At 70.5% G+C, this 12,017-nt stretch carries 11 protein-coding genes; 5 read left to right on the top strand and 6 right to left on the bottom strand.

The window, feature by feature from the left end; all coding sequences use genetic code 11:
* The first annotated feature begins 103 nt into the window (after window positions 1–103).
* Window positions 104–646 (top strand): hypothetical protein, encoded by a 543-nt coding sequence (locus tag ACQPZF_RS07375; RefSeq protein ID WP_433269582.1) that lies wholly within the window; start codon window positions 104–106, stop codon window positions 644–646.
* Between the two features lies 1 nt (window position 647).
* Here the strand turns inward: ACQPZF_RS07375 and ACQPZF_RS07370 are convergent, their stop codons facing one another.
* Window positions 648–1,304 (bottom strand): HNH endonuclease, encoded by a 657-nt coding sequence (locus tag ACQPZF_RS07370; RefSeq protein WP_433269580.1) that lies wholly within the window; start codon window positions 1,302–1,304, stop codon window positions 648–650.
* Between the two features lie 152 nt (window positions 1,305–1,456).
* Between ACQPZF_RS07370 and ACQPZF_RS07365 the strand changes: the two genes are divergently transcribed.
* The 4 genes from ACQPZF_RS07365 (at window position 1,457) to ACQPZF_RS07350 (ending at window position 7,218) form a co-directional block, all read left to right on the top strand.
* Window positions 1,457–3,550, top strand: a complete 2,094-nt coding sequence (locus ACQPZF_RS07365; protein ID WP_433269578.1) for a prolyl oligopeptidase family serine peptidase — start codon at window positions 1,457–1,459, stop codon at window positions 3,548–3,550.
* A 22-nt stretch (window positions 3,551–3,572) separates the two neighbouring features.
* Window positions 3,573–4,454 carry a mechanosensitive ion channel family protein gene (locus ACQPZF_RS07360; RefSeq protein ID WP_433269576.1) on the top strand — a complete coding sequence of 294 codons (882 nt, stop codon included), beginning with the start codon at window positions 3,573–3,575 and terminating at the stop codon, window positions 4,452–4,454.
* 727 nt (window positions 4,455–5,181) lie between these two features.
* Window positions 5,182–5,565 carry a globin gene (locus ACQPZF_RS07355; protein ID WP_433269574.1) on the top strand — a complete coding sequence of 128 codons (384 nt, stop codon included), beginning with the start codon at window positions 5,182–5,184 and terminating at the stop codon, window positions 5,563–5,565.
* 57 nt (window positions 5,566–5,622) lie between these two features.
* On the top strand, window positions 5,623–7,218 hold the full coding sequence (locus ACQPZF_RS07350; protein ID WP_433269572.1) for a glycoside hydrolase family 13 protein: 1,596 nt from the start codon (window positions 5,623–5,625) through the stop codon (window positions 7,216–7,218).
* Window positions 7,219–7,248: 30 nt separating this feature from the next.
* Here ACQPZF_RS07350 and ACQPZF_RS07345 read toward each other — a convergent pair whose 3' ends face one another.
* The 5 genes from ACQPZF_RS07345 to ACQPZF_RS07325 are packed head-to-tail and all read right to left on the bottom strand — an operon-like array spanning window position 7,249 to window position 11,813.
* On the bottom strand, window positions 7,249–7,875 hold the full coding sequence (locus tag ACQPZF_RS07345; protein ID WP_433269570.1) for a hypothetical protein: 627 nt from the start codon (window positions 7,873–7,875) through the stop codon (window positions 7,249–7,251).
* A complete protein-coding gene (locus ACQPZF_RS07340; protein WP_433274464.1) occupies window positions 7,868–8,299 on the bottom strand; it encodes an acyl-CoA thioesterase in 432 nt (143 codons plus the stop codon). The genes ACQPZF_RS07345 and ACQPZF_RS07340 overlap by 8 nt, the downstream gene beginning before the upstream one ends.
* Before the next feature lie 51 nt (window positions 8,300–8,350).
* A complete protein-coding gene (locus ACQPZF_RS07335; RefSeq protein WP_433269568.1) occupies window positions 8,351–9,268 on the bottom strand; it encodes a DNA glycosylase AlkZ-like family protein in 918 nt (305 codons plus the stop codon).
* Complete coding sequence (locus tag ACQPZF_RS07330; protein WP_433269566.1) at window positions 9,265–10,254, bottom strand: LacI family DNA-binding transcriptional regulator; 990 nt, start codon at window positions 10,252–10,254, stop codon at window positions 9,265–9,267. Before ACQPZF_RS07330 ends, ACQPZF_RS07335 begins: the two co-directional genes overlap by 4 nt.
* 11 nt (window positions 10,255–10,265) lie before the next feature.
* Window positions 10,266–11,813, bottom strand: coding sequence for a glycoside hydrolase family 13 protein (locus tag ACQPZF_RS07325; protein ID WP_433269564.1), 1,548 nt, complete (start codon window positions 11,811–11,813; stop codon window positions 10,266–10,268).
* Between the last annotated feature and the right edge of the window lie 204 nt (window positions 11,814–12,017).

Below are 12,017 nucleotides of genomic sequence, written 5' to 3'. Positions count from 1 at the left end.
TCTTGTCCTCCGCCCACTCGGCTTCTAGCTTTTCACCTGTACGGGTCTTGCGCATCCCTTTCCGGATACAAATTCCCGCCCGATGAGTCTCGGAGGACACGACATGTACACCGTGAACCGCAACCAGGCCGCCACCCTCACTCGTTCGTCGTACACCCGGATGGCCGAACGTGTTGCGCCTGTTCAGCGTCCGGCCGTGACCTCCGACTCGGTGCGCATCACCGGACGCGGCTCCGTTCGGATTACCTCGCTTGACTCTGTCCGGATCACCGCGAAGGACTCTGTTCGGATCACCGCACTACGCGATTCGGTCCGCATCACCAACCGCGACAGCGTGCGCATCACGGCCCGCGACTCGGTTCGGATCACCGCCCGTGACTCCGTCCGCATCACCAGCCGCGACTCCGTCCGCATCACGGCGGCCCTCGACAGCGTCCGGATCACCGCCCGCGACAGCGTGCGCATCACCGCCCGCGACTCGGTCCGCATCACCAATCGCGACAGTGTCCGCATCACGGCGGCCCTCGACAGCGTGCGCATCACCAACCGGGACTCGGTCCGCATCACCGCTCGCGACAGCGTGCGCATCACCGCTCGCGACTCGGTCCGGATCACCGCGCGGGACGACCTCGCCCTCGCCGCGTGACCTACGCCGCCGGTTCGCCCAGGTAGGGCAGCCACAGCGGATCGGCTTCGGTCACGCCCGCCAGCAGCCGCCAGTGCGGCCCGCGTGGCGCGTTCGGCACGACCCGGAGCCGCCAGCCCAGTTCGGACAGCAGTTTGTCGGCCTTGCGGTGGTTGCACTTCGCACAGCAGGCCACGCAGTTCTGCCACGAGTGGGGCCCGCCGCGGGAGCGCGGCACCACGTGGTCGATCGTCTCGGCACGCCCGCCGCAGTAGGCACACCGGTACCGGTCCCGGTGCATGAGACCGGCGCGGGTCAGGGGCACCCGGCCCCGGTACGGCACCCGCACGTAGCTGCTCAGCCGGATCACCGAGGGCACGACCACCTCGGACGTCGAAGAATGGACTACGGCGCCCGCCGGGTCGCCGTGCACCACCTCCGCCTTGCCGCACACGACCAGGACCACCGCGCGCCGCAACGGCAGCGCGGTCAACGGTTCGAACGTGGCGTTGAGCAGCAGGACCTTACGTCTTCCCCAAGGCAACACCACGGGCGCCTGACCGGCCCCCTCCCCGTCGACCACAGCGTGCACCGAAGGCTGTTTTTGGCCGGACGGGACCAACGACGCGATCCCGGCGTTCGCCAGGGCGCCGATCGGGGTGGGTTGTCGGTCTGGCACGCGACCACCTCCACCGGTTCAGGCATAGCAGACCACAGATCGGCCCCAAAAATCACGTGTGATACGTGACGCGTCATGGAGCCGAGATCAAAACTTCGGTGAACGAGCCCCTATCGGACATGGTTTTCAGTTCCCGCGCTACCCTCGGCGGGGTGACGGACCCTTCTCCCGCAGCCCTGCCTGCGACGATCACCTACCCGGCCGCGGAACGGCTCGATCTGGTCGAGCACCTGCACGGACATCCGGTGGCCGATCCGTACCGCTGGCTGGAGGACCCGGCCGACCCGCGCACCATCGAGTGGTCCGCGGACCAGGACACCCTCACCCGCGGGTGGCTCGACGTGCTGCCCGGACGGGCCGCACTCGGTGAGCGGTTGGCGGAACTCATGCGCACCGGTTCCGTGGGCACGCCCGTGTGGCGCGCCGGACGGGCGTTCTACACCCGGCGTGGACCGGATCAGGACTACCCCGTCCTCTACGTGCTCGAAGACGGGGTCGAGCGGGTGCTACTCGACGTGACGGTACTCGACCCGTCCGGGCGCACCACACTCGACCGCTGGTCGCCGTCCCTGGAGGGCACGCGACTGGCCTACCAGGTGTCGGTGGGCGGCGACGAGCACTCGCTCCTGCACGTCCTGGACGTCGTGACCGGCGACCTGGTCGAAGGACCCATCGACCGGTGCCGCTACTCCCCCGTGGGCTGGCTGCCCGGCGGCGACGAGTTCTTCTACGTGCGCCGGATCGACCCCGACCTGGTGCCCGAGGACGAGCGCCAGTTCCACCGCCGCGTGTGGCGGCACCGCGTCGGCGCCGACCCGGCGACCGATGTGAACGTCCACGGCGACGACCTGGACCACACCTACTACTACGGACTGTCGGTCACCGACGATGGGCGGTGGCTGCTGGTCAACGGCGCCCCCGGCACCGTGCGCCGCGACTCCGTGTGGATCGCGGACCTCCACGGATCGGGTGACCTGCGCCCGGTCATCACCGTCGAGCAGGGCGCGCAGTGCTCGGCGTGGATCGAGGATGACCGCCTTTACCTGCGCACCAGCCTCGACGCGCCGCGCTTCCGGCTGTGCGTGGCCGACCCGACCCGTCCCACCGAGTGGACCGAGCTGGTGCCCGAGCAGCCCGACTCGGTGCTGGACGGGGCGACGTGGCTGGACGGCACGCTGGTGCTGCTGCGCACCCGGCACGCGGTGTCCGAACTGCACCTGCACGACCCGGTGACCGGGGAGCACCGCGGCGAGATCCCGTTGCCCGGCACCGGCTCCCTGCACGGCTGGTCCACTGTGGACGAGCGGACCGAGGCCGACCGCGATGTCCTGTGGTTCGGCTTCTCCGACTTCGTCACCCCCCTGTCGGTCTACCGGTACTCCTTGTCGGACAACGAGACGGTTCTCCACGCCGCCGCGCCGGGCGCCGTCGAACTGCCCCCGGTGACGACCCAGCAGATCTCCTACGAGTCACTGGACGGCACGACCGTGCGCATGTTCGTCGTGTCCGGCGAACAGCACCCGGACCTCCCCCGTCCCACGCTGCTCACCGGCTACGGCGGTTTCGCCGTCGGACGCGGCCCCGGCTACAGCGCCACCACGCTCGCGTGGGTGGAGGCGGGCGGCGTCTGGGTGCACGCCTCGCTGCGCGGCGGCGACGAGGAAGGCGAGGAGTGGCACCAGGCCGGTATGCGCGACCGGAAGCAGAACGTGTTCGACGACTTCCACGCCGCCGCCGGGAAACTGGTCGCCGACGGGTGGACCACCCCGCAGCAGCTCTCGATCATGGGTGGCTCCAACGGCGGCCTGCTGGTCGGCGCGGCGCTGACCCAGCGGCCGGAGCTGTACGCGGCGGTGGTGTGCTCAGCGCCACTGCTGGACATGGTGCGGTACGAGAACTTCCTGCTCGGGCGGCTGTGGGCGGAGGAGTACGGCAGCGCGGCGGTGCCGGAAGAGCTGGCGTGGCTGCTGTCCTACTCCCCGTACCACCGCGTGCGCCACGACGTTGAGTACCCTTCGGTGCTGTTCACGGTGTTCGAGTCGGACAGTCGCGTGGACCCCAACCACGCCCGCAAGATGTGCGCGGCGCTGCAACACGCGACAGCGAGCGACCCGACGAAGCACCCCGTGCTGTTGCGCCGGGAGACCGAGGTGGGGCACGCGGGCCGATCGGTGAGCCGATCGGTGGGGCTGGCCGTGGACCAGTTGACCTTCCTGGCCGGAGTCACCGGACTGGAGTTCGTCTGAGAGACCGAGGAGGAGTGAGTCGGTGGACGTGGAGTCGACGCTGGCAGTCGATTGGTGGGTGACCAACGGGCCGAAGATCGCCGAAGGCGCGTTGCGGATCGCGCTGACGGTGCTCATCGCCGTCGTGGTCCGATACCTGCTGCGACGGCTGATCGATCGGCTGACCCGGGGCTCGGAGGGCCGCAAGCCCAAGCTGCTCAAGCCCCTCCGGGAACGCGCGCCGCAAGCGCTGGGCGTCCTGGTCTCGGAACGACGGGAACAACGCGCCAAGACCATCGGGTCGGTGCTCAAGTCCGTCGTCACGTTCGTCGTCTTCGGGGTGGCGTTCATCCAGGTGCTCACCGAGCTGGGGATGAACGTCGCACCCATCCTCACCTCGGCGGGCATCCTCGGCGTGGCGATCGGCTTCGGCGCGCAGAACCTGGTGAAGGACTTCCTGTCCGGCATGTTCATGATGCTGGAGGACCAGTACGGCGTGGGCGACGTGGTGGACCTCGGCCCCGCCACGGGGACCGTCGAGTCGGTCGGCCTGCGCATCACCACGATCCGTGACACCAACGGCACCGTGTGGTACGTCCGCAACGGCGAGATCCTGCGCGTCGGCAACTCGTCACAGGGCTTCGCGGTGGCGGTCGTGGACCTGCCGCTCGCCTATGGCGCGAACCTCGCTTCCGCCACCGAGGTGCTCACTTCGGCGGTCGACAAGGCCGTGGCCGAGGAGTCGATGGAGAAGGACGTCATCGACAAGCCCCAGGTGCTCGGCGTGGAGAAGGTCACGCCCGAGGGCATCACCATGCGCGTCACGGTGAAGGTCAGACCCGGCCGGCAGTGGGCCGTGCAACGCGCGCTGCGCGCGAAGCTGATGCCTGCGCTGGAAGAGTCCGAGATCTCTCTCAAGTCTTGACCCTGTCTAGACCCACGCACGGGTGACGCCTCCGACCCGGGATTGTCGGACCCCTGTGGGATGATTGATCCGGGGGCCGGAGGCCACGCCCGTCTTGCACGGGCACACTGACCGAAGCGTGCGCTAGCACCGCAGCAAGAAGCTGCGCGAACACACCGACTCATGGCTTGCGCGAGCACATAAAGGGGCCTCGTGTTCTCCCCGTATGGCCTGCCCGCAGGGCAACCGCGCTTGTCAAGGAGGTGCAAGCACGCTCTTCGCTTGCGCCTCCTTGACAAGTGTGGTGGTCTTTGACAGGTCATACGGGGAGAACACGACGCCTTTTCTTTTCCCTCCCCGGAGGCCTGCCAAGCGGCGAGCGTCGCTTTTCGCTTTTCGTCAAAAAGCGAAAAGCGTCCTCGCCGGACAGGCAGGCCGCCAAGGATGTACACAAAAGCAAGACTCGGGCGTCGTGTCATCCCCGCATAACCTGGTCAAAGACAACCACCCTTTTCCTGGGGATGCAAGCGAAAAGCGTGCTTGCATTCCCAGGAAAAGCGCGGTTCCCTGCGGGCAGGCCATACGGGGATGACACGCAGCCCACCACTCGGTGTGCGCGCTGCGCGCGCCGCTGCTCAAGCGGGTGTGTCGTCGGGTTGTGCCGGGTGTGTCCTGGCAGACCGGGTTCGACGGCTGGGCTTGGGGGGCGTGAGTCGACCTGCCGTGTGGTGCAAGGCAGGATGGTGGGGTGAGCAGTGCCGAGAACTTCTACGAAGCGGTGGGTGGGTACGAGACGTTTCGCAAGATCGTCGCCCGGTTCTACGAGCAGGTTGCCGACGATCCTGTGTTGCGTCCCCTCTACCCGGAGGAAGACCTCGGGCCGGCTGAGGAGCGGTTCCGGCTGTTCCTCATGCAGTACTGGGGTGGGCCGCACACGTACTCGGATCAGCGGGGTCACCCTCGGCTGCGGATGCGGCACGCTCCGTTCGTGATCGGTCCCATCGAGCGGGATGCCTGGTTGCGTTGTATGCGGGTGGCTGTGGACGAGGCGGATCTCACGCCCGCGCACCGTGACCAGCTTTGGGCGTACCTGGAGATGGCCGCGAACAGCCTCATGAACGCCTGGGTCTGATTGTTGATCACCCGAACGGGGACGGGGTGGGCTTCGCGGGTGGCAGGATGACGTCTCGTGCGACGATCCTCCGACCTCCAACCAGAGATCGCCGACGAGTCCGCCTGGTGGCGTGACGCCGTCTTCTACCAAATCTACGTCCGGTCGTTCGCCGACTCGGACGGGGACGGGGTCGGTGACCTGGACGGCATCAGGTCCCGGCTCGGGTATCTCGAGCTGCTCGGCGTCGACGCGTTGTGGCTGACGCCGTTCTACACGTCGCCGATGGCGGACCACGGGTACGACGTGGCCGACCCCCGTGACGTGGACCCGTTGTTCGGCGACCTCCGCGCGTTCGACCGGCTGGTCGCCGAGGCGCACGAGCACAACATCCGCGTCACCGTCGACCTCGTGCCCAACCACACCAGTGACCAGCACGAGTGGTTCCAGGCCGCTCTCCGCGCCGGGCCCGGCAGCCTCGAACGGGACCGGTACTTCTTCCGGGACGGGCAGGGGTTCGACGGTTCCCAGCCGCCGAACAACTGGACCAGCGTGTTCGGCGGGCCGGCGTGGTCGCGGGTGCCGGACGGGCAGTGGTACCTGCACCTGTTCGCGCCCGAGCAGCCCGACCTGAACTGGGACAACCCGGAGGTGCCCGCCGACCTGGTGCGGACGCTCCGGTTCTGGCTGGACCGGGGGGTGGACGGGTTCCGCGTCGACGTCGCGCACGGCATGGCCAAGCCGTACGGCCTGCCCGACATGGACCCGCGCGCCGCCCACGGCTCCGGGGTGCTGCGCGACAACTCGCTCGACCCGCGCTTCGACAACGACGCCGTGCACGACGTGCACCGGCTGATCCGCAAGGTCGTGGACGAGTACCCCGGCCGGATGGCGATCGGTGAGATCTGGGTCAAGGAGGACGAGCGGTTCGCCCGCTACATCCGGCCCGACGAGCTGCACCTCGGCTTCAACTTCCGGCTGGTGGAGGCCGCGTTCGACGCGGACGCGGTGCGGTCGGCGATCGAGCATTCGCTGGCGGCCGTGCAGCCCTACCAGACGCCCCCGACGTGGACGCTGTCCAACCACGACGTGACCCGGCACGTGACCCGCTACGGCGACGGCCCGCTGGGTCTCCGGCGGGCGCGGGCGATGGCGCTCGTGGAGCTGGCGCTGCCGGGCGTGGTCTACCTGTACAACGGCGAGGAGCTGGGCCTGCCGAACGTGGAGCTGCCGGAGTGGGCCCTCCAGGACCCGACCTGGCTGCGTTCCGGGCACACCCAGCGCGGCCGGGACGGCTGCCGCGTCCCGCTGCCCTGGGAGGGCGACACGCCGCCGTTCGGGTTCTCGACGGGGATGGGCACGTGGCTGCCGCAGCCGAACGAGTGGGCGGGGCTGACGGCCGAGTCGCAACTGGAGGACCCGGAGTCGATGCTGTCGCTCTACCGGCACGCCGTCGAGCTGCGCAAGACGCACAGCGCGATCAGCGGCGACGAGGTGGAGTGGTACGGCGCGCCGGCGGGGTGCTTCGCGTTCCGCCGCAAGGGCGGTGGCCTGATCTGCGCCCTGAACACGTCCGGCGGCCCGGTGCCGCTGCCGCCCGGCGAGGTGCTGCTGTCCAGTGGCCCGATGGACGGCGCCCTGCTGCCGCCGGACACGGCGGTGTGGCTGGTCTGACGCGTGACCGGGCCCCGGCCGGGGCCCGGCTCAGACCAGCAGCGGGAGCATCGAGTGGCGGCGGCGGACCACCGCGCCGAAGCGGGCGTCGATGCGCAGCCACGAGTCGGTCGCCGTGATGCGCACGTCGTCGCCGCCGAGGAAACCCATCCCGGACAGCGCGAACAGGCACCTCAGCGGCACCTTCACGTCCAGGCCCGAACCGCTGACCGTGAGCACGGTCTGGTCCAGCAGCGACGCCGGCGGCGTGCCGTGCGGCCCGGGGTTCTCCCGCGCCACGGCCACGCCCTGCTCCGCCAGCTCGGACACCACGGCGCCGGGCAGCCGGTCCACCGGCAGCCAGCCGTCGACGGGCGGCAGCGCCGAGCGCCACATCAGGTCGCGCGCCTGGCCGGGGTCGACGGTCGCGCTGCGCACCACGGCCAGGCCGGTGAGCAGGTCGCTGCCGGACACCGTCACGTCGCCGGGGCTGATCCGCCCCGCGACGGTCCGGGTGGCGAGCGCGTCGAACGGCGTGGCCACCCACGCGTCCAGCAGGTCGCCGGACGGGCGGTTGCGCAGGCGCACCACCGTCTGGGCGTCCAGGCGCACCGCGCGGGCGACGAACGCGCCGAGGTCGTCCCGCTCGGCGGGGTCTGCGAGGACCAGCTCAGGCACCGTTACCTCCGGCTCGCCAGCCCGCGAGGAAGTCGCGCTCGGCTTCGTGGAGACGGCGCGGACGCCCGGCCGCCAGGTTGTAGGGGACCATGAGGGTTTCCGCCGTCGTCACTACGGGGCTCCCCTCCCGGCGCCCGTTGCGCACCGAGTAGTCCAACGTGAACGAGGCCGACTTCAGTTCCCGCACGGACATCTCGACCACGATCTCGTCACCGGTGAACACCAGCGGGGCGAGGTAGTCCACCACCAGGCGGGCCACCACGACGCCGTGCGCCATGTCCGGCACCCCGTGCCGCGCGGCCTCGGTGAACAGCAGGTCTATCCGGGCCTCTTCCAGCAGGGTCACCGTGTTGGCGTGGTTGACGTGGCCGAACGCGTCCATATCCGACCAGCGCGGACGCACACCCGTGACGAACACACCCAACTTGAACGCGCCTCCTGCCATCGCTTCGGTGGCGTTGACCCTATCCGCGTGCTACCGCCAGGTTGAGTCGGCACCCACGCCGAGGAAGCGCCCCAGCTCAGCGGCCTCCGCGCGCAGGTCGGGACGGTCGCCGAAGGGCCGCACCTCGAACCCGTCCCCGGCGCGTCGCCAGGTCGCCACGACCCGGCCGTCGACCACGACGTGCGGGGTGAGGAACCCGCCGCCGGTCTGGATGAGCGGCGCGAACTCCGGGTCCAGCACGAGCGAGCGGTCCCGGTAGCCGAGCAGGTAGGTGTCGAAGTGCCCCAGCATCCGGACCGTGCCGTCGGGCTCGGCCGGCTCGTCGGAGACCTCGGGCAGATCGCGCGCCATCCGCTTCGGCAGCCCGCTCCAGGCCACGAAGTCGTCCACCGTCGCCGGACCGTAGGCACGCCGGTAGCGCAGCCACAGCCGCTCCACGGCCCCCGGCTCCGGGACGTCGCCCAGCAACCGGTAGGTGTCGTCCAGCCCCCGGCACAGCACGCCCGAGTGGGCCGCGAACGCGAGCAGGTGCGCGGGCGCCTGCGACTTCGGGTCGACCACGATCCCGACCTCGGCCAACCGCGCGACCAGCGCTGCGCGTTCCAGCGGCTCGGTCAACACCTCGCGCAACGCGGGCAGCGCGCGGGCGCACAGCTCGTCGGTCAAGCCGAGCTGGGCACGTCTGCGCCTGCCCGCCGAGACGAACACCGGTCCCAGCAGCCCGATCACCCAGAGATCGTCCCGCCGCAGCAGGTGCAGGGTGCCGCGCATCGCCCACGTGCGCACCACCGGGCCGTCCAGCGACGCCACACCCCGAGCCCGCGCGGCCAGCCGCAGCGCCGGGACGTCCTGTGCCTGCAAGGCGAACACCGAGTCGAGCAGCTCGACGACACCACCGGCCCGCGACGACAGCCGCTGGGCGCGCATCCGCTGCGCCGGCACCGTCATCGGGGACGGGCCCCGGTCGACCCGCGCACCACCAACTCGGGCTGGAACACGAACTCGGCGTGCGGCGCGGGCGTGCCGCCGATCTCCTCCAGCAGCGCGTGCACGGCGGCCTGGCCCATGGCGTGCACGGGCTGGCGGATCGTGGTCAGCGGCGGATCGGCGAACACGATCAGCGGCGAGTCGTCGAAGCCCACCACGGACACGTCCCGGGGCACGGCCAAACCCCGGTGGCGGGCCGCGCGGATCGCGCCGAACGCCATCAGGTCGCTGCCGCAGACGATCGCCGTGCAGCCCCGGTCCAGCAGGGCGTCGGCCGCCGCCTGCCCGCCTTCGACGCTGAACAGCGAGTGCTCGACCAGGTCGGGGCCGCGGCCCAGCAGGGTGATGCCCTCCACCATGCGCTGCGCGGGCACGAACCGGCGCGGCCCGACCGCCAGCCCGATCCGCTCGTGCCCGAGTTCCAGGAGGTGGGACACGGCGAGCCGGACGGCGGCCCGGTGGTCCACCGACACGAACGGCGCGGACACGTCGTCGGTGTAGCCGTTGATCATGACGAACGGCACGCCGCGGCCCGCCAGCTTGACGTACCGGCCCTTGTCGGCGGTGGTGTCGGCGTGCAGGCCGGAGACGAACACGATCCCGGTGACGCCCCGGTCCACCAGCAGCTCGGTCAACTGGTCCTCGGAGGAGCCGCCGGGCGTCTGCGTGCAGAGCACCGGGGTGAACCCGTCCCGGGTCAGCACCTGCTCGATGACCTGGGCGAACGCCGGGAAGATCGGGTTGCCCAGCTCGGGGGTGATCAAGCCGATCAGGCCGGCGCTGCGCAGGCGCAGCCGGGGCGGGCGCTCGTAGCCCAGGACGTCCATCGCGGCCACCACCGCCTGCCGGGTCGCGGGCGAGACGCCGGGCTTGCCGTTGACCACCCGGCTGACCGTCGCCTCGCTCACCCCTGCCTGGTTGGCGATGTCGTTGAGCCGCGCTGTCACACCGGGTGACTCTACGGCCGGCGTGACCACACAGCCGTGTCCGGCGGCACGAGCACGTCCGCGTCGTCCACCCGGTAGCCGCCGGAGGCGAGCAGCACCTCGCCGGCCGGGAGCCGCACGGTGTCCGCGCCGAGGTTGACCGCGCAGGTGAACGCGCCGCGCCGGAACCGGAGCACGTCCGCGGGCGCGTCCAGCCACTCGACGTGCGAGCCCGCGCCCAGGTCGGGGTGCTCACGGCGGATCCGCAGCGCCCGCCGGTACAGCTCCAGCACGGAGTCCGGGTCGCCCTGCTGCCGTTCGACGCTCAGCGCGCCCCAGCCGGCGGGCTGCGGCAGCCAGGAGCCGCCGTCGCCGAACCCGAACGACGGGCCGTCCGCCGTCCACGGGAGGGGCACGCGGCAGCCGTCCCGGCCCCGGTCGGTGTGCCCGGAGCGTTCCCACACCGGGTCCTGGAGGACGTCCTCCGGCAGGTCCAGCACCTCGGGCAGCCCCAGTTCCTCGCCCTGGTAGACGTAGGCCGAGCCGGGCAGGGCCAGCATCAGCAGCGCGGCGGCGCGGGCCCGCGGAACACCGCCGTACCGGGTGACGTGCCGCTGCACGTCGTGGTTGGACAGCACCCACGTGGTCGGGGCCTGCACCGGGGCCATCGCGGCGAGCGAGTCGTCGATGACGGCCCGCAGCGCCGACGCGTCCCACCCGGCGGTCAGGTAGTGGAAGTTGAACGCCTGGTGCAGCTCGTCCGCGCGCAGGTAGCGGGCGGTGCGCTCGGGGCTGGGCGTCCACGCCTCGGCGACGCCGATCCGGCCGCCGGGGTAGGAGTCGAACACCTTGCGCCAGTCGCGGTAGATCTCGTGCACGCCGTCCTGGTCGAAGAACGGCAGCGCCTCCGTGCCGAGCAGCCTGAGCTGGCCCGTGCGGCCCACGTCGGGCAGGCCGTCGGCCTTGACCATGCCGTGGGCGACGTCGACGCGGAACCCGTCCACGCCCAGGTCCAGCCAGAACCGCAGCACGTCCAGGAACTCCTCGCGCACCTCCGGCTGGTCCCAGTTCAGGTCGGGCTGCTCGGGGGCGAACAGGTGCAGGTACCACTGGCCGTCCGGGGTCCGCGTCCACGCGGGGCCACCGAAGACGGACTCCCAGTCGTTCGGCGGCCGGTCGCCCCGGCCCTCGCGGAAGTGGTAGCGGGCGCGTTCCGGCGAACCGGGCCCGGCGGCGAGCGCCTGGCGGAACCACTCGTGCGCGGAGGACGTGTGGTTGGGCACCAGGTCCACGATCACCCGCAGTCCTGCCGCGTGCGCGTCGACGACCAGGGCCCGCGCGTCGTCCAGCGAGCCGAACAACGGGTCCACGGCGCGGTAGTCGGCGACGTCGTAGCCACCGTCGGCCATCGGCGAGGCGTAGAAGGGCGTGATCCACACCGCGTCCACGCCCAGGTCGGCGAGGTACGGCAGGCGGGAGCGGATGCCTGTCAGGTCGCCGACGCCGTCACCGTCCGAGTCGGCGAAGCTGCGCACGTAGACCTGGTAGATCACGGCCTCGCGCCACCAGTCCTGGCTCATGGGTCGTCCTTCCGCAGTGTGTCGCCGCAATGAATTCCTTTGCAAGTATTTTCAACGATTATCGCAGGTGTTACGCAAGAAGTCGCCACCTCGCATCGGAAAGACATCGCCCCGGCTTGCCATCGGTACTGCAAACTTTTGCAACCGTGGCCGTTGACAGGCTAGGCTAATGTCATTAGCTTGTGAGCTATCACTATTAGCTGG

The organism is Actinosynnema sp. CS-041913, assembly GCF_050942485.1.
In the GTDB taxonomy this organism is placed as follows: domain Bacteria; phylum Actinomycetota; class Actinomycetes; order Mycobacteriales; family Pseudonocardiaceae; genus Actinosynnema.
This window is presented reverse-complemented; position numbering and strand designations above follow the sequence as displayed.